Origin of the sequence: Dyella sp. A6, assembly GCF_036320485.1 — a bacterium.
Taxonomy (GTDB): Bacteria; Pseudomonadota; Gammaproteobacteria; order Xanthomonadales; family Rhodanobacteraceae; genus Rhodanobacter_A; species Rhodanobacter_A aluminiiresistens.
In genome coordinates, this window is sequence record NZ_CP132911.1 from 3699039 (window position 1) to 3716880 (window position 17842).

At 66.8% G+C, this 17842-nt stretch carries 18 protein-coding genes; 11 read left to right on the forward strand and 7 right to left on the reverse strand.

Annotation, left to right across the window (positions count from 1 at the left end; all coding sequences use genetic code 11):
- Window positions 1-43 precede the first annotated feature (43 nt).
- Window positions 44-298 carry a hypothetical protein gene (locus RA164_RS16465; RefSeq protein WP_329741927.1) on the forward strand — a complete coding sequence of 85 codons (255 nt, stop codon included), beginning with the start codon at window positions 44-46 and terminating at the stop codon, window positions 296-298.
- 173 nt (window positions 299-471) lie between these two features.
- Here RA164_RS16465 and RA164_RS16470 read toward each other — a convergent pair whose 3' ends face one another.
- Complete coding sequence (locus tag RA164_RS16470; protein WP_329741928.1) at window positions 472-1956, reverse strand: RimK family protein; 1485 nt, start codon at window positions 1954-1956, stop codon at window positions 472-474.
- Window positions 1957-2159: 203 nt separating this feature from the next.
- Between RA164_RS16470 and RA164_RS16475 the strand changes: the two genes are divergently transcribed.
- Complete coding sequence (locus RA164_RS16475) at window positions 2160-2636, forward strand: GNAT family N-acetyltransferase (protein WP_329741929.1); 477 nt, start codon at window positions 2160-2162, stop codon at window positions 2634-2636.
- Here the strand turns inward: RA164_RS16475 and mtlD are convergent.
- Together mtlD and RA164_RS16485 are read right to left on the reverse strand one after the other, a co-directional pair.
- On the reverse strand, window positions 2633-4819 hold the full coding sequence (gene mtlD / locus RA164_RS16480; protein ID WP_329741930.1) for a bifunctional mannitol-1-phosphate dehydrogenase/phosphatase: 2187 nt from the start codon (window positions 4817-4819) through the stop codon (window positions 2633-2635). The genes RA164_RS16475 and mtlD overlap by 4 nt on opposite strands.
- Before the next feature lie 503 nt (window positions 4820-5322).
- The gene (locus RA164_RS16485) at window positions 5323-6012 is read right to left on the reverse strand and encodes a hypothetical protein (protein WP_329741931.1); all 690 of its coding nucleotides are present in this window, start codon (window positions 6010-6012) and stop codon (window positions 5323-5325) included.
- A gap of 113 nt (window positions 6013-6125) precedes the next feature.
- Between RA164_RS16485 and lptM the strand changes: the two genes are divergently transcribed.
- The 9 genes from lptM to RA164_RS16530 all read left to right on the forward strand — a co-directional run bounded on the left by lptM (window position 6126) and on the right by RA164_RS16530 (window position 13855).
- On the forward strand, window positions 6126-6350 hold the full coding sequence (gene lptM / locus RA164_RS16490; protein WP_329741932.1) for an LPS translocon maturation chaperone LptM: 225 nt from the start codon (window positions 6126-6128) through the stop codon (window positions 6348-6350).
- Window positions 6351-6363: 13 nt separating this feature from the next.
- Complete coding sequence (dapF, locus tag RA164_RS16495; RefSeq protein ID WP_329741933.1) at window positions 6364-7212, forward strand: diaminopimelate epimerase; 849 nt, start codon at window positions 6364-6366, stop codon at window positions 7210-7212.
- 70 nt (window positions 7213-7282) lie between these two features.
- Window positions 7283-7969 (forward strand): DUF484 family protein, encoded by a 687-nt coding sequence (locus RA164_RS16500; protein ID WP_329741934.1) that lies wholly within the window; start codon window positions 7283-7285, stop codon window positions 7967-7969.
- 8 nt (window positions 7970-7977) lie between these two features.
- Window positions 7978-8883, forward strand: a complete 906-nt coding sequence (locus tag RA164_RS16505) for a tyrosine recombinase XerC (RefSeq protein WP_329743573.1) — start codon at window positions 7978-7980, stop codon at window positions 8881-8883.
- A gap of 127 nt (window positions 8884-9010) precedes the next feature.
- Window positions 9011-9580 (forward strand): ATP-dependent protease subunit HslV, encoded by a 570-nt coding sequence (gene hslV, locus RA164_RS16510; protein WP_329741935.1) that lies wholly within the window; start codon window positions 9011-9013, stop codon window positions 9578-9580.
- A gap of 67 nt (window positions 9581-9647) precedes the next feature.
- Window positions 9648-10988 (forward strand): ATP-dependent protease ATPase subunit HslU, encoded by a 1341-nt coding sequence (gene hslU / locus RA164_RS16515; protein ID WP_329741936.1) that lies wholly within the window; start codon window positions 9648-9650, stop codon window positions 10986-10988.
- A gap of 37 nt (window positions 10989-11025) precedes the next feature.
- The gene (locus RA164_RS16520; RefSeq protein ID WP_329741937.1) at window positions 11026-11640 is read left to right on the forward strand and encodes a hypothetical protein; all 615 of its coding nucleotides are present in this window, start codon (window positions 11026-11028) and stop codon (window positions 11638-11640) included.
- A gap of 165 nt (window positions 11641-11805) precedes the next feature.
- On the forward strand, window positions 11806-12702 hold the full coding sequence (gene rbsK / locus RA164_RS16525; RefSeq protein ID WP_329741938.1) for a ribokinase: 897 nt from the start codon (window positions 11806-11808) through the stop codon (window positions 12700-12702).
- Window positions 12703-12778: 76 nt separating this feature from the next.
- Window positions 12779-13855, forward strand: coding sequence for a threonine aldolase family protein (locus RA164_RS16530; RefSeq protein ID WP_329741939.1), 1077 nt, complete (start codon window positions 12779-12781; stop codon window positions 13853-13855).
- A 34-nt stretch (window positions 13856-13889) separates the two neighbouring features.
- On the opposite strand, the gene mnmE is transcribed toward RA164_RS16530, so the two are convergent.
- The 4 genes from mnmE to rpmH all read right to left on the reverse strand — a co-directional run bounded on the left by mnmE (window position 13890) and on the right by rpmH (window position 17635).
- Window positions 13890-15233, reverse strand: a complete 1344-nt coding sequence (gene mnmE, locus RA164_RS16535) for a tRNA uridine-5-carboxymethylaminomethyl(34) synthesis GTPase MnmE (protein ID WP_329741940.1) — start codon at window positions 15231-15233, stop codon at window positions 13890-13892.
- Window positions 15234-15307: 74 nt separating this feature from the next.
- Complete coding sequence (gene yidC, locus RA164_RS16540; RefSeq protein WP_329741941.1) at window positions 15308-17044, reverse strand: membrane protein insertase YidC; 1737 nt, start codon at window positions 17042-17044, stop codon at window positions 15308-15310.
- 61 nt (window positions 17045-17105) lie between these two features.
- Window positions 17106-17486: a ribonuclease P protein component gene (gene rnpA, locus RA164_RS16545; RefSeq protein WP_329741942.1), complete on the reverse strand. Its 381-nt coding sequence runs from the start codon at window positions 17484-17486 to the stop codon at window positions 17106-17108.
- Window positions 17487-17500: 14 nt separating this feature from the next.
- A complete protein-coding gene (rpmH, locus tag RA164_RS16550; RefSeq protein WP_008211413.1) occupies window positions 17501-17635 on the reverse strand; it encodes a 50S ribosomal protein L34 in 135 nt (44 codons plus the stop codon).
- Window positions 17636-17842 lie beyond the last annotated feature (207 nt).

The following is a 17842-nucleotide window of genomic DNA, read 5'->3' on the forward strand; positions in this document are numbered from 1 at the left end:
GCGAGCCGGCAGGCTGTCGCCACGTCATCGAGGAACCTTGTCCATGCGCCCGACTGCGATCGATCCCGCCCGTCGTTTCCACCTGCTCGCCATCGCCCTTTCGTGGCTGGCGATCGGCGTCGTGCTGCTGTTGACCACCCTGGTTCCGGCGCACACCGCGCTGCTGGGCTGGGCGCCGATGCTGTGGTTGCTGGGTGCGCCGCTGGCCATGCTGCTGGTGCTGGAGCCGGCCCTGCCGATGCGCCTGCTGGGCCGCTCGCGCCGACGCCCGCGAAGCGCACATCACGGCTGGCGCTGACACCCCGACATCGCGGTGCGGTTACCGCCGCATCGTCCACCGTATCCATCTGGCAGTGGGTACCGCGACCGGGACGGTCGCGCATGGAACCGGCCGCGACGACGTCTGCCCCGTCATCGCCGCGGTCATGCGAAGGAACGCAGCGGGCCGGACCACCACGGACGGTGGCCCGGTCAGCGACTGATGCCCAGTCGCTTGTGCTCCATCCGACGCAGGAACTCCTGCATGATGCGGCGGTAGAGATCCTCGCCCAGGTAGACGTCCTCCACGCCGGCGTCGATCGACGGGTTGTCGTTCACCTCGATCACCACCGGCTTGCCGTTGACCTGTTTCAGATCCACGCCATAGAGCCCGTCGCCGATCGCCGTGGTGGCCTTCAGCGCCAGCTTCACCACTTCGGACGGCGCGTCGCGCACCGGGATGGTCTCGAAGCCACCCGACTTGGCCGTGCCCTTGGCGCCGTGGTTGTAGATCTGCCAGTGGCCGCGCGACATGTGGTACTTGCAGGCGTACAGCGGCTCGCGGTTGAGCACGCCGATGCGCCAGTCGAACTCGGTGTAGACGAACTCCTGTGCCAGCAGCAGGGCGCTGTGCTGGAACAGTTCGCCGGCCGAGCGCATCAGCGCCGCTTCGTTCTCCACCTTCACCACACCGCGCGAGAACGAGCCGTCGGGAATCTTCAGCACCAGCGGGAAGCCGAGCCGCTCGACCACGTCCCGCGTGCCCTTGCTGTCGTCCCGGTACAGGATCTCGGTGCGCGGCACCGCCAGCTTGCGCGCCACCATCAGGTCGTTGAGGAAGATCTTGTTCGTGCAGCGCAGGATTGAGGTGGGGTCGTCCATCACCACCATGCCTTCCTTCTCGGCGCGATGGGCGAAGCGGTAGGTGTGGTTGTCGCTGGCGGTGGTTTCGCGGATGAACAGGCCGTCGTACTCGGCCAGCCGCTGGTAGTCGTTCTTGCCGATCGGATCGACCTCGATGCCCAGCTCCTTGCCCGCCGCGATGAACGACTTCAGCGCCTTCTTGTTCGACGGCGGCATCGCCTCGTTGGGGTCCACCAGCATGGCCACGTCGTAGCGGTAGCGCCTGCGCGTGCGCGGTTTGCGCCAGAGCTTGCGCGAGAAACGGTCGAGCGCGGTGGCGAAGGCGTCTTCCTGCGCGTCGTCCAGCGTGTGCAGACCCACCGGCCGGATCGAAGCCACCTGCCACACCCGCTCGCGCTCGAATTCGATGCGCAGCAGCGGGCACGGGAACATCTCGAACACCTGCCGCGCCAGGTCCTGCAGCGCGGGATAGGCGGTCTCGCCGAAATAGACCAGGATGCCGAAGTCGGTGGTGTCGCGACCGCCGGCGGGCAGGAAGTGGGTGAGCTTCTGGTTGAGGTCGTCGATGTCCAGGCCGTACAGCGAGCGGCGGCGCAGGTCGTTCACCGTGCGCACCGAGGGCATCACCCGGTGGCCGCGCGCTTCCGCCAGCAGCGACACGTAATAGCCCGCGCCCAGATACCTGTAGCTGCGGCACAGGTTGATGACGTGGGTGCGCTCCTCGCCGCCACCGGCCGGTTCGCGCAGATAGTCCATCGCGCTCACCACGTCCACGGACGGATAGTAGGAACCCCAGTCGGAAGCTTTCTCGACAACGACGACGAGACGGGTCATGTCACACTCTTGGGCGGCAAAAGGCCATGCAGGGACACGACCGTGGCGCGCAGTGTGTGCCCAGCCCGGCGGGCAGACAAGAGCACCTGCTTAAGCGGGATTAAACGACGGTGTCGAGGCGATTGTCGGTCCGGTACCGGACCACTACAGTCTCGCGATCCCGTCGACCGGTTCCGTCGACACCGCATCGCCCAGGATTCCCGATGCCGCCCATGCCAGCCACGGCCGCCGTACGCATACGTCGCGCCGATATCACCGATCTCGACGACCTCGTCGCACTGGAACAGACCACCTTCGACAGCGACCGCCTGAGTCGCACCCAGTACCGGCGCCATCTCGACAGCGACAGCGCCCTGGTGCTGGTGGCCATGGCCGACCACCGCCATCTGCTCGGCTGCGCCGTGGTGTTCTTCCGCCGCGGCAGCCGTGTGGCCCGGCTGTACTCCATCGCCAGCCGGGACGAAGCGCGCGGCAGGGGCGTGGGCACGGCACTGCTGGGCGCCGCCGAAACCGCGGCCCGTCGGCGGCACTGCCGCGAAGTGCGGCTGGAAGTGCGCGCCGGGAACACCGACGCGATCCGCCTGTACGAGCGCCATGGCTATCACCGGCTGGGCCCGTTGCCCGGCTACTACGAGGACGGCACCGACGGTTGGCGCTACGGCAAGCCGCTGCAGATCTAGGCCGGCAGCAGAGCCTCCTGCGGCGTGTCCAGGTAACGCAGCGGCCAGCTCCAGTGATCGCTGTCCGGATCGAGCAGACGCCGGAAGTGCCCGGCGATGCGCTCGATCAGCGCGGCATCGGCCGCCCGGTCCAGGCCCGGATAAGGCTGCCCGTTGTAGCTGCCCTCAAAGGCCAGCACGTCGGCCACCGATTCGCGTCGGGCGTACACGTCGCGGATGATTTGGCTTTCCTTGCCGACCGGGGCCCCCACGCGGATCGCGTAAAGCATGCCCAGCGCCGCGCCGAACTCCAGTGCATCGCTGCGCAGGCCGTGCTTGCGGGCCAGTTCGATGTTGCCGAACACCCGCTCCTTGCGCTGCAGCTTGCGCAGCGGATCGCGTCCGACCCGCACGCACGGATCGCGATACGAGGTCTTGCAGCGTGCGATGAAGGTCTGGATGAAGGGCGATACGTCCGGCTCGATCGCCGGGTTCTCGCGCAGCATCGCCGGCTCGATCTCGTGCTTGATCAGGCTGTCCATCAGCGCCGCCACGCGTTCGTCGCCCATGCCCTGGCCCAGGGTCTGGTAGCCAAGCAGGTAGGCATACCAGGCGACGATCGCGTGGGTGCCGTTCCAGAGACGGTTCTTGATGGTCTGGATCTGGCCGATGTCCTCGACCGTCTTGACCTGTCGCAGCCGCGTCAGCAGGGGGCTGCAGCGTTCGGCATACAGCAGCATGTCCGGCTCGCTGTGGAACAGGATGAGATTGAGATGTCCAAGCGCGTTGGCGGTGATCGAAGCCTGCCTGAACTTCTCGGCATACTGCGCGAGCTGCGACGGGACGCCGTTCTCCACGTCCTTCACCGCGACGGCCTGCGCACGCCGCTTGCCCGCGCGCACGTGTTTCTCGAAGACACCCAGCTTGATGCGCGCCTGGCGCAGCAGGTTTTCCCTGGGCAGTTTGGACACGATGCGGTTGACCACCGTTTCCGGGAACTGCGTCTTGCGCATGATCTCCTCGCACAGCTCCGGCGTCACCTGTTCGGCTAACGCCTCCTGCACGCATTTGCGCACGAAACGGCTGCCGGCGATCTTGTTCAGCACGGTGAGCACGACCAGCTCCTTTCCGTTGCGCTCGTGCCGCGCCAGCAGTCCGCTGGCGATCAGCGGTGCCTGCTGGCGCACCGCGTGCTCGGGCAGGCACAAGCCCACGATCTCGGCGGTCGCGTACATGCTGCGCACCGCCTCGTGATCCTCGATGTCGATCAGACGGATGTGTTCGATGGTCTGGTCGAAGGCCGGCGTGGCATAGCGCGTGCTGAATTTGCCGAAGGCGTTGACCAGTTCGCGCAGCACCGCATTGCCGGTGGTCGCGATGATTTCCTTCGGCCGCGTGTAGCCGTCCCAATGCGACAGGATCTGGGTGAGATAGCCGCCGCCCATCGCACCGAAGCCATGGATGCCCACGCGAGTGTGGTTGAGCGTGGTGGGAAGCGGTTCGGTCAGGCGCGGCGGCGGCAGCAGCGGCGTACAGGCAGAAAGCTCGTCCAGGAAATCCAGCATCGAGTCGTACGACTGGAATGCCTTGCGCCGGACATCCTCGCGTGGCGCCTTGATGTCCTTGATCAGGATCGGCAGTCCACCAGCCTCGGAAGCTGCCAGCAGGCCGTTCTCCGAGTCTTCCATGATCAGGCAGCTGGCCGGCGGGTTGTTCAGCTCGCGCGCCGCGCGCAGGAAGATGTCCGGGTGCGGCTTGCCGCGTTTCACTTCGTCGCCGCAGACGGTGATGTCGAAATACTTCAGCACGTTGGCGTTGATCAGGTATTCCTCGGCGATGGCCCGGCGGCTGGACGTGGCCACGGCCATCGAAAGACCGCTGCGACGCAGGCGCTCCAGTACCTCCATCAAGCCGTGCTTCACCGGTACGCCGTGTTTGCGCACATGCGCCAGCTCCAGTTCGTCGGCACGCTTGCGGATCGCCTTGTACGGAAAATCGTCGCCGTTCTGTTCCCTGGCAAGCGCCTCCGCACGCACGGCGCTGAGACCGAGCGAGCCCATCAGCGTCTCGTCCCGTATCGGCGTGCCGTAGATTTCTATGGACGCCTGGCGAATGGTCTCGAAGCGCAGGCGTTCGGTATCGAACATCGTGCCGTCCATATCGAAGATGGCGGTGTGGATGCGTTTTCCCTTGAACTCGATCATGCGGTACCCCTATTCGGTTCCGTCATCCGCACACCCATCCGGAATGCGCGGACATGGGTCCGTAGGCGCCATGGCGCAACGGACAGGCCGGGCCAGAAGCCCGGACGAACGGCATGGATGAGGATCGCCATGCCCGAAGGGCATGCGCATGGTCGCGATCAAAACACGGCACGGGACGTAGGGGACCCGCGCAGCCTGCGCGACATACGGCACTCATGTCATGGCCACCAGCCATGGACCCGCCGACTCACGCGCAAACCCGCACGACGCCGCAGGGAAAATTCACCTGAACGATGCCGTGCGCTTTTACCTTAGTACAAAATCACTGCATTGTCCCGGCTACTCGTTTGGACGTCCAAACGTCGATACGTCCATGCTGTTGTCGGCATCCATGTCGGGCAACGTAAACATATACAGCCATGACATGTGCTGCACAGAGCATGCGGAAAAGCCTGCGCGAATGTCGCTTTCGTCACTGCCGCGCCCGATGAAGCAGGCACCCGCTAACCGCCCAGCGGCATGCCGATCTTCTGCCTGGTCGCCATATCGGGCCGCGCCACCAGGGCGCCGGTGCGCATCAGGTCCACCGTGTAATGACCGCCGTCGACCAGTGGCAGGAACACGCCGCTGCCATAGACCGTGTCCACTTCGGGCAGCCAGCGGGCATAGCGACGACGGAGATCGAGCAGGTCGAAGCGGCCGGCCTGGTCGAAGTCGATCACCGTGCGTGGCGCATGCGCTTCCTGGCCTGCATCGTCATAACGGCCTTCCAGCCGGTCCAGCCGGTACAGCGGCGGCACGCCGGCCAGCATCGCCGGCAGCTTCCACTTGAGCACGACCGCCTCGAGCCGGAAGTCGTCGCCCGTCAGTCGCACCTCGCGGGTGGCACCGTCAGGCCAGGTCAACCGCAACTGCCAGCGTTGCGGCGACAGGATGCGCGCGTCGATCTGCACGACCGGCAGCTCTTCGCCCAGGAAGCGATAGCCACGCAAGGTCAGGCCCAGACCGCTCAGCAGCAGCGTCATCGCAAAAACCAGCAGCAGTATCAGACCGTGACCGCCGGCAGCGAGATGACGCCGGTCGAGCAGGCGCCGACGCACCACGAACAGCTGCAACAGGGTCAGCAGCAGGGTCAACGCAGCCAGCATGAACAACAGCGTGGCCGGCAGGCGAAGCAGCGCATTCCAGTCCATCAGGCACTCCGTCGGGCACGACGCCGGGTCATGCCGATCATAGCGGTGCAGGCTCACGGCAGGCGCTGCCCGCTTGGCTATACTGCGTGCGAATTCCGCGGAAGTCCCTGCCCATGCGCCGATCTGTCCTGCTGCTGCCGTTCTGCCTTGCCACCGCCGCCCTCGCCGGCTGCGGCAACAAGGGGCCGCTGTACCTGCCAACCCGCCCGGCACCGGCCGCGCCAGCCGTCACTTCCTCGGCACCGGCGGCCGCCGCCTCGGCGACCCTGCCGGCAGCGGCGTCGACTGCAACCTTGCCGGCTACGGCCGGCACGTCGTCGCCGGTCAGCGGCGACTGACCCAGGCAAGCTCATGGCACTGCGCTTCACCAAGATGCATGGCATCGGCAACGACTTCGTGGTGCTGGACGGCCGCCACGCCGATCCCGCCCTGCCGGTATCGACGATCCGTGCGATGGCCGACCGCCATACCGGCGTCGGCTTCGACCAGTTGCTGAGTGTCGAACCGCCGCGCGATCCGTCCTGCGCTTTCTATTACGGCATCTGGAATGCCGACGGCTCGCCCTCCGGACAGTGTGGCAACGGCGTGCGTTGCGTGGCGGCATGGCTGCACCGGGCCGGCGAGCTGGCGATCGGTGAAACGTTCCGGGTGGAAAGCCCCTCGGGCGCGGTCGCCATCCGCCTGCTGGCCGCCGACCGGGTGGCGGTGGACATGGGCGAACCGCGCTTCGCGACGGCGCAGATTCCGTTCGATGCGGCGCACGAAGCCGATAGCTACCCACTCGCCGTCGCCGGCGGCAGCGTCGATGTCGGCGTGGTCTCGATGGGTAACCCGCATGCCGTGATGCTGGTCGACGACCTCGCGTCGCCCGCACTGCTGGAGCTGGGCCCGGCCATCACCGCGCACCCCCGTTTCGCCGACGGCGCCAATGCCGGCTTCGTGCGGAAGCTGGACCGGCAACACCTGCAGCTGCGCGTGCACGAACGCGGTGCCGGCTGGACCCAGGCCTGCGGCACCGGTGCCTGCGCCGCCATGGCGGTGCTGCGCCGCCGCGGTGCGGTGGATGCAAGCGTGCAAGTGGCGCTGCCCGGCGGCAGCCTGCAGATCGACTGGTCCGGCCCCGGCCACACCTTGTGGATGACCGGACCGGCCGCCTTCGTATTCGACGGCGAATGGCTGGCGTCCGCATCGATGGATTGAAGCGCGGCGCCGACCATCGCACACTCGGGGGCAAGCATACGGCGCTCACCGTTGTCCGAGGATCCCGCGCATGACCGAAACCCAGCTCGACGACCACCTTAAGGCAAGCGATGTGGCCGCCTATCTCAAGCGGCATCCGCAGTTCCTGAGCCACTATCCGGAACTGGCCCGGCACCTTACGGTACCGCGCGAACAGGGTGCGGTGGCTTCGCTGGCCAGCTACCAGCTGCATCACCTGCGCGAGAAGACCGCCGAACTGGAGCGTCGTCTGGCCGAGCTGATGTCGATCGCGGCCGACAACGAAAAGCTGATGCAGCGGGTGCACGAACTCAACGTGACCATGCTGCGAGCCAATACGCCCGCGATCGCGGCGCGCAGCGTGATCAACCGGCTCGACGCCGATTTCCATATCGACCATGTCCGGCTGGTGCTGTTCAGCAACCGGCTCGACCTGCCGCCGGCCCACTGGTTGATGGTGATGGATCGGGGTCGCGCCGCACTGCCCGAGTTCTCGGACTTCCTGGCCCACCACGAACCGATCACCGGCCGCCTGGCGCCCGAGCGGCTGAAACGCCTGTTCGGCGACGAGGCCGACGACGTGCAGTCCGCCGCGATCATGCCGCTGGGTGAACTGGGCTTGCTGGCCCTGGGCAGCGCCAACGCGGATCACTTCCAGCCCGGCATGGGCACGCTGTTCCTGAAGATGATCGCCGCCACCGTCACCGCCGCACTGATGCGCGCGGAGGACGGCGCCTGAACATGGCCGTGTCGCCACGCACGCAGGTCGAGGCCTGGCTGGGCCGCCTCGCCAGCGAGCGGCAGGCTTCACCGCATACCGTCGCCGGCTACCGGCGCGATCTGGAGAAACTGCTCGGCTGGATGGACAACCAGGACATCGCCGGCTTCGACACACTGCAACCGCAGCAGCTGCGCAGCTTCATCGCCGCCGAACATCGTGCCGGACTCGCGCCGAAGAGCCTGCAACGACTGCTTTCTTCCTGCCGCAGCCTGTTCCGCCAGCTCACCCGCGAAGGCCTGCTGGCACACGACCCTGCCGCCGGCGTGCGCGGGCCCAAGGTGCACCGCAAACTGCCCGAAGTACTGGACGTGGACGAGGCCACCGCGCTGGTCGAAAGCGGCGGCGAGGGCAGCCTGGGCCTGCGCGATCGCGCAATGCTCGAACTTTTCTATTCGTCCGGACTGCGCCTATCCGAACTCACCGGACTGCGCTGGTGCGATCTGGATCTGGCCGAGGGCGAAGTCCGCGTGCTCGGCAAAGGCCGCAAGATGCGGCTGGTCCCGGTAGGCCGGCAGGCGGCGACAGCACTGCGCGCGCTGGGCAGCGCCGAGGGCAGCGCCCCGGAAAGCCCGGTGTTCCGCGGTCGCGGCGGCGCCCCGATCAGTCCGCGCACAGTACAGGCGCGACTGAAGCGCCTGGCGCTGGAACACGGCTTCGCCAAGCGGGTGCACCCGCACCTGCTGCGGCACACGTTCGCCAGCCATATGCTCGAATCCTCCGGTGACCTGCGCGCCGTGCAGGAACTGCTCGGCCACGCCGACATCGCCACCACCCAGATCTACACCCATCTGGATTTCCAGCATCTGGCCAGGGTGTACGACACGGCCCACCCCAGGGCACGGGCGAAAGCGGGTAGCAAGCCGACCAAGTAACGCGTGCCGGCGCCATCGCGCGCTGTCCCCCTGTCCCACGCGTGTTGCCCGAACCACCTGCCGTAGGCGCGTGTGTTGAAGCCCCGCCGGTTCGTCCCCATCTGGGGCGTTCAACCCTGGAGCTTTTATGGAATCCTTTCACGCCACCACCATCGTCAGCGTGCGCCGCAACGGCAAGGTCGTGATCGGCGGCGATGGCCAGGTCACGCTGGGCAACATCGTGGCCAAGGCCAACGCCCGCAAGATCCGCCGGCTGGGCAAGAACGCCAATGTGCTGGCCGGTTTCGCCGGCGCCACCGCCGATGCCTTCACCCTGTTCGAACTGTTCGAGCAGAAGCTCGACAAGCACGGCAACAACCTCACCCGCGCCGCGGTGGAGATGGCCAAGGAGTGGCGCACCGACCGTCGTCTGGGTCGCCTCGAAGCGATGCTTGCCGTTGCCGACCAGAGCGCGTCGCTGCTTATTTCCGGCAATGGCGACGTGCTGGAACCCGAGCACGGCCTGATCGCGATCGGCTCCGGTGGCCCCTACGCGCAGTCCGCCGCCCTGGCGCTGATGGAAAACACCGACCTGGATGCACGCAGCATCGTCGAGCGTTCACTGAAGATCGCCGGCGACATCTGCATCTATACCAACCACAACACGTCGATCGAAGAGCTGGAGACGGGCGCTGCAGCAGAGGAACAGGGCGCGTAAGTCGCCGTTTCCCGCACGCCCGAGCTCATCTGGCTCCCGTACCTGTTTCCCTTTTCCGGCTAGGCCCATGTCCGAACTCACCCCCCGCGAAATCGTCAACGAACTCGACCGCTACATCATCGGCCAGCACGACGCCAAGCGCGCCGTGGCCGTGGCACTGCGCAGCCGCTGGCGGCGCATGCAGCTCGACCCGGCGATGCGCAACGAGATCACGCCCAAGAACATCCTGATGATCGGCCCCACCGGTGTGGGCAAGACCGAAATCGCGCGCCGCCTGGCCACCCTGGCGAATGCGCCGTTCGTGAAGGTCGAAGCCACCAAGTTCACCGAGGTGGGTTATGTCGGCAAGGACGTGGAGTCGATCGTCCGCGATCTCGCCGACGTGGCCTACAAGCTGACCCGCGAACAGGCCGTGCAGCGTGTGCGCAGCCAGGCCGAGGACCGCGCCGAGGACCGGATCCTGGACGCCCTGCTGCCGCGCCGCCAGCAGCCGAGCGACTGGAGCCACGATGCTCCGCCGGCACCGGCGATCGACAGCGATACCCGTCAGAAGCTGCGCAAGCAGCTGCGCGAAGGTGCCCTGGACGAACGCGAGATCGAACTGGACTTCGCGCTGAACATGGGCGTGGAGATCATGTCGCCGCCCGGCATGGAAGAGATGGGCGCGCAGCTGCGGCAGATGTTCCAGAACATCGGCGGCGCCAAGACCCAGAAGCGCAAGCTGGCGATCAAGGCGGCGCGGCCGCTGCTGATCGACGAGGAAGCGGGCAAGCTGCTCAACGACGAGGAAATCCGCGCCCGCGCCGTCGAGGTTGCCGAGCAGAACGGCATCGTCTTCATCGACGAGATCGACAAAGTGGCGCAGCGCAGCGACTACGGCCATTCCGGGGTCAGCCGCGAAGGCGTGCAGCGCGACCTGCTGCCGCTGGTCGAAGGCTCCACCGTGTCGACCAAGTACGGCCCGATCAAGACCGACCACATGCTGTTCATCGCGTCCGGCGCGTTCTCGCTGGCGCGTCCCTCGGACCTGATCCCCGAGCTGCAGGGTCGTCTGCCGATCCGGGTCGAGCTGTCGGCGCTGTCGGTGGACGACTTCAAGCGCATCCTGCGCGAGCCGCACAATGCGCTGACCAAGCAGTACGTAGCCCTGCTCGGTACGGAAGGCGTCACCGTCGAATTCGCCGAGTCCGGCATCGACCGGCTGGCCGAGGTGGCTTTCCAGGTGAACGAGCGCACCGAGAACATCGGCGCCCGTCGTCTGCACACCGTGATGGAACGCCTGCTGGAAGGCATCTCGTACGAAGCTGCAGACAAATCCGGCGAAAAATACCTCATCGACGCCGAAAGAGTGGACAAGAATCTCGGCACACTGGTCCAGGACGAAGACCTGAGCCGCTACATCCTGTAAACAAAGCCGGCGCGTCCCGTCTGTTAAAATAGCGACCATGGGTAATGTGATCGAACTGAAGACCACCAGCCGCCGGGCACAACTGCGCGAGGCGCAGGAGAACCGGCAGCTGGTGCGGTTGTGGCGGGAAGGGCTGGAACACGGCAGCTTCTGCGGCTACGTCGGCGGCGTGGGCCGCGAATTCGTGCTGCTCTGGGTGGTGGGCGACACCATCACCTACGACGGGCTGTACGTGATGCGCCATCGCGACATCACCGAGCTGGAGGCCCCGGACAAGCACCATGCCTTCATGGAGAAGGCGCTGGCCCTGAAGCAGCTGGCTCCCCGCATGCCCAAGGCGTTTCCACTGGATTCGATCCGCGACGTGGTGCAGGCCGCCGGTCGTGCCGCCACCGTGATCGGAGTGCACGTGGACAGCGAGGACGAAGCCGAGGTCTGCTACATCGGCCGGCTGGTCGGTGTCGAGGACGATGGCTTCACCCTGCAGGAAGTCAGCCCCGATGCCGAATGGCTGCGCGAAGCCTCGTTCTTCGCCTGGGACGAAGTGTCCACGGTCAGCATGGAAGACGGCTATGCGCAGGCCCTGCTGGCCGTCGCCGGCATGCCCCCGCCGCTGACCCAGGGAGACTCCGGTGTGGGCCACGCGCACTGACGCCAGGTCCGTATAACCCGTATGGATTGTGGATTGCCCGACGCCCGCCCTTGCCCGGCGGGCGTCTTCGTTCTGGCGTCGCCCCACCCGATCGGGATACCTTCGCCAAGCCCATAGCGATTACGCTGCAGTCCTGGAACCACCCACTCGCGTCAAGGGAACCGCATGACCCGCATCGCCGTCGTCGGCAGCATCAATATGGATCTGGTCACCGTGTCGGCACGCTTTCCGGCGCCCGGCGAAACCCTGCTTGGCGAGCGCTTCCTCAGCGTTCCGGGCGGCAAGGGCGCCAACCAGGCGGTGGCGGCGGCCCGGCTCGGCGCCGAGGTGACCCTGGTCGGCGCATTGGGCGACGACAGCCTCGGCACGCAGTTGCGCGATGGCCTGCACGATGAGGGCATCGACACCACCCACGTGGCCCGGCTGGACGACTGCGCCAGCGGCACGGCCTCGATCAGTGTGGCTGGTGGCGAAAACCAGATCGTGGTGGTACCCGCGGCCAATGCGCGGGTGACACCGGCACAGGTGGAAGCCGCACACGCGGCCATCGGCGCTGCCGACGTCGTGCTGGTCCAGATGGAGATTCCGCTGGAAACCGTCGAAGCGACCTTGCGACTGGGCCAGCGCCTGCAGGTGCCGGTGATCCTGAATCCGGCACCCGCGCAACCGCTGCCACTGGCGTGGCTGAAGCTGGCCCGCTATGTCACGCCGAACCAGCTCGAACTGGCCACCCTGCTGGGTGCCGACCCCGCCGAGGATTTCCGTGCGCTGATGCGGCACGCACCCTGTCCGGTCGTGCTCACCCGTGGTGCCGAAGGTGCGTGGTACCGCGAGCAGGGCGAACCGGTCCACCAGCCCGGCTTCAGCGTCGAGGCCGTCGACAGCACCGGCGCCGGCGACACCTTCAACGCCGCGCTGGCGGTGTTCCTGCACGAAGGTCTGCCGGTCGCGGTACGCAAGGCCTGCGCGGCCGCGGCACTGGCCGTGACCCGGCTCGGCGCGCGCAGCGGCATGCCCAGCAAGGACGAACTGGATCGACAACTCACACGATCCAGCGCGTGATGCATGCCGACCGGCGCATGCCCCGTCATGGCCAGCCGGGCACAATGCCGGATCGACCCAGACATCCCGTGCTCCCATGACCGATCCCGCACTCAAGCAAGCCTGCCGTTTCGTCCTCTCGCGTCTGCCTGCACCACCCGTCGCCGAGACCATGGCGCAGCTGGCCGCGCATCCTGCCGCACAGGACGCCGTGGACGAATACGGCGCGGGCGGCGCCGTGGCGCAGCTGGAAGCGGCGACCGCAGCGCGTCTCGGCAAACCGTGCGGGCGGTTCTTCATCAAGGGGGTCACCGCCCAGCTGTGCGTACTGCAGGCCTACGCGGACCAGCGCGGTTGTCGCAATGTGGCGATCCACCCGTTGAGCCACATGGATGTCGACGAAGCCGGCGCGGTGGAGCGGGTCACTGGCCTGCATGCGATCCGGCTCGGACGTCATAGCCCCTTTTCACTGGCTGCGCTGCAGGCGGTCACCGAACCGCTGGCCGTCGTGGTGGTGGAGCTTCCGCTGCGTCGCGCGGGCTTCCTGTTGCCGCCGCTGGATGAACTGCGCGCGATGTCGGCGTGGTGCCGCGAACAGGCGATACCGCTGCATTTCGACGGTGCGCGCCTGTGGGAAGCCGCTGCCGGCTACGGCATCAGCGAGGCCGAACTGGCCGCGCTCGCCGACAGCGTCTACGTTTCGTACTACAAGGGACTGGGCGGCCTGGGCGGCGCGCTGGTGGCCGGGTCGGCGGATTTCATCGCGTCCCTCGGTGTGTGGAAAAACCGCTACGGCGGCAATCTGGTCACTGCCTGGCCATACGCGATCAGTGCACTGGATGGCCTCGACCGCTTGGCGCCGCGCATGCCGGTGTTTGTCGAAAAGGCGCGCGCACTGGCCGCGGCATTGAACCACCTGCCGCAGCTGCGGGTGCACCCGCAGCGACCGCATACCAATGCCTTCCAGCTGTGGCTGCCGGGCCAGCCGCAGGTGCTTGCCGCACGTCATCGCCGCATGGCCGAAGCGGGCGAATGGTGGCTGTTCGACGGCTTCGCCGAGGCGCCCCTGGATGGCTACACGATGGTCGAAGTCCAGATCGGGCCAGGCTCGGATCTGTGGAGCGTGGCGCAGGCCACCGAGGCTGTGCGGCAGTTCGTGGCGGAAGACCGCTGAGCACAGCTGTCCGGCTGCGCACATTCGCAGCGGGTTACTTGCCGATGCAGAAGCTCGAGAAGATCGCGCCGAGCAAGTCGTCGCTGCTGTAGGCGCCGGTGATTTCGCCCAGCACATGCTGGGCCTGGCGCAGCTCCTCGGCAGCCAGCTCGCCAGCACGGACTGACTGGAGCACGTCGGCAGCCTGATCGAGGTGCCGGCCGGTGGCCTCGAGCGCGAGTACATGGCGGCGGCGCGCACTGAACGCACCTTCGCCGCCACCGGCTCCGGCCATCTGTCTGAGGCGTTCGCGCACGGCATCGAGCCCGGCTCCGGTTTTCGCCGACATCCACAGCCAGTGCGTACCGTCCCGCTGCAGCTGTCGCGGCGCGCCCTGGGCCAGGTCGATCTTGTTGACCAGCACCAGCCGTTCGGTCCCGGCCGGCAGGCCATCGAACAAACCAAGATCGGCATCGGCGTGCGCGTCGTCGGTGACCAGCACTGCCACATCGGCGCGTTGCAGTTCGCCCTGCGCGCGGCGCACGCCCTCGCGTTCGACCTCATCCTCGGTATCGCGCAGGCCGGCGGTGTCCGCCAGTTCCAGCGCAATGCCGTCGAGCACAAGACTTTCGCGCAGTACGTCGCGGGTGGTACCCGCGATCGGGGTCACGATGGCGCGTTCGCTGCCGGCCAGCGCATTGAGCAGGCTGGACTTGCCCACGTTGGGACGACCGATGATCGCTACCCGCAGACCGTCGTTGAGGCGCAGGCCACGCCGCGCCTCCTGCAGCAGTGCGGTCAATGCCTCGCGCAGTGTCTGCAGCTGGCTGGTGATCGCCGGGTCGGCGAGGAAATCGATCTCTTCCTCGGGGAAATCGATCGCCGCCTCGATATGCACCCGCAGGGCGATCAACGCCTGCAGCAACGCCTCGACCCGCTGCGAGAACACGCCTTCCATCGATTGCAGCGCCGCACGGGCGCTGGCCCGGGAACGCGCAGCGATCAGGTCGGCGACTGCCTCGGCCTGGGCCAGATCGAGCTTGCCGTTGAGGAAGGCGCGCTCGGTGAACTCGCCGGGACGGGCCAGTCGCGCCCCCAGTCCGCAACACCGTCGCAGCAGGCTGTCCAGCAGCACCGGGCTGCCGTGTCCCTGCAGCTCGAGAACGTGTTCGCCCGTATACGACGCCGGTGCGGCGAAGTAGAGCAGCAGGCCACGGTCGATCAGCTCGCCATCCGCATCGCGAAACGCCACGAAATGGGCATGCCGTGAGCGCGCCGGACCACCGAGGAAGGTCTGCGCGATGTCCGGCACGGCCGGCCCCGACACGCGCACGACACCGACGCCAGCCGCCCCGGGTGCCGTGGCGATGGCAGCGATGGTGTCAGTGGACGTGGCCATGCGGGGACTCTATACGATCCGGCCGCGCCGGTGACCCGAGCGCGGCCGGTTGCAGGCAGGGCCTGCGGTCAGGCTCAGGCGGCCTTGGCCTTGGCGGCGTCCAGCGCATCCTGGCGGCGCATCACCCACCACTGCTGGAACAGTCGGCACAGCGTGTTGACCACGTAGTACAGACACAGGCCCGCAGGGAAGAACAGGAAGATCACCGCGAAGATGATCGGCATGAACTTCATCATCTTCGCCTGGGTGGGGTCCATGCCGGCGGTGGGCGGCATCAGCCACTGCTGCAACAGCATCAGCACCGCGTACAGGATCGGCAGCACGAAGTACGGGTCGGCGGCGGACAGGTCGTGGATCCAGCCGAAGAACGGCGCCTGGCGCAGCTCCACGCTGTCGCGCAGCACGTGGTACAGGCCGTAGAAGATCGGAATGGTGATCAGCACCGGGAAGCAGCCGCTGATCGGGTTGATCTTCTCCTTCTTGTACAGCTCCATCGTGGCCTGCTGCAGCTTCTGCTTGTCGTCGCCGTAGCGCTCGCGCAGGGCATCCATGCGCGGCTTCAGCTTGCGCATCTTGGCCGCCGAGGCGTACTGCGCATTGGTCAGCTTGAAGGTCGCCAGGTTGATCAGCAGCACCAGCAGGATGATCGACACGCCCCAGTTGCCGGTGAGCTTGTCCAGCTTGGCCAGCACCCAGTGCAGCGGCGCGGCGATGATCTTGAACATGCCGTAGTCGACCGTCAGCTGGAAGCCCGGTGCGGTGGCCGAAAGCACTTCCGGCAGTTTCGGACCGACGAACAGGCGCGCGCTGGTCTCGCCCTGCTTGCCGGGAGCCACACTGATCTGCGGACCGACGCTGCGGATCAGGTAATGCGGCGTGCTGCCGTCGTTCACCACGGCAGTAGAGAAGGTGTCGTGTTCACCCGCCGGTGGAATCCAGGCACCGACGAAGTACTGCTCCATCATCGAGATCCAGCCGCCCGCGGCACTGACGCTGAGCGGGTCCTTGCTGAACTTGTCGAAGGCGAGCTTGTTGAACTTCTGGTCCGGCGTATACCAGGCCGCGCCGAAGAAGCCGAACCGCGACTGGTCCGAGATCCGGGCCAGGAAGTTGCTGTAATGCGGTGCCGGCGGTTCCACCCGCTGCAGCTGGCGATAGGCGTTGCCGGTCCAAGCCTTGGCACTGCCGTTGTCGATCTGCTGGGTGAGGTCGACCACATAGCTGCCGCGATGCACGGTATAGCGCTTGACGACCTTGATCCCCGAAGGGTCGGTCCAGGTCAGGTCGACGGCCAGCGTGTTCTTGCCCGGCGCCAGCGTGTACTGGGTCTGGCTGGCCTGGAACAGCGCACGGTGGTCGGGCGCGGCGCTGCCGGCACTGACCAGTCCATCCTGGGCCGCGAAGTAGTGCGAAGGATTGTCGTCGAGCAGACGGATCGGCGCCGGGTCCGGATCTTTCTTGGTGCGCGGCGTCACCGGATAGTCCAGCAGCTCGGAGCGGACTACGGTGCCGCCGCGGGTATCCACGGTGAGTCGCAGCACATCGGTGGTGATGGTGATGAGCTTGGCCGGGGCCGCCTTGGCCGGCGCAGGACCATTGGCGATGGCCGGTGCGGACGTCGCCGGGGCGACGGATGTACCCGACGCCGTGGGCACGCTGCCGCTGGCACTGCCGCTCGAAGTCGCCGCCGGCGTGCTCGCTGCCGGGGCCGGAGCAGGCGGGTGGGGGCCGTAATCCTTTTCCCAGGCCAGGAACAGGAAATAGGCCACAGCCATCAGGGCAAAAAGAAGGAACGTGCGCGTCTGATTCATCGCCGAACAGATCCGGTCATGGATGCCGCGACAACGGGCCGCGGAAAATGGGAGGGCAGGGTCAGCACGCCATTGTGGCGGCCGCGCCGTCTCGCTTCAACGGTGGAAGCTTGCGCCAGAGCGCATCGATCTCGGCCAGCAGCTCCGGTCCCGGCAGGCCGACGGCGATTTCGCGCGCCATCACCAGCAGGTCCATGGGCGGCAATCCGGCACGGTGACGCCGGAAGGATTCGCGTACCAGTCGCTTGATGCGATTCCGGTCGACTGCGCGCTTGGAAACGCGCTTGGAAATGGCCAATCCCAGCCGGGGCTGGCCTACGCTGTTCGGTCGATAGCGCACAGAAAAGCAGCGGCCGCCAAGGCGGCCGCTGCCCTGTCGCATAGCGGCGAAATCAGCGGCGCGGCGAAGCCGCGCATCGCGCGGCAAGCCGGCGGCACGCATGATCTGCAGGCCGCTTACGGGATCAGGCGCTTGCGACCCTTGGCGCGACGGGCGTTCAGGATCTTGCGGCCGTCGGCAGTGGCCATACGGGCGCGGAAGCCGTGGGTACGGGCGCGCTTGAGCTTGCTGGGCTGAAAAGTCCGCTTCATGGCGTACTCCGAGTTGGTCGATGAAAGACGAAAAAGGTTTGCGATTATGCGGGGTTGGCGACAAGAGTGTCAAATACGCCCGATACCGGCATGTGGACAGCCTTGTGGACAGAGGTGTGGATATCTGCACGTAAGCAGGGCCGCTCCTGCTAAACTTACCCGTCCACTTAAGCGCGCAAGCGCCCCTGCCGTGGCTGGACGAAATTC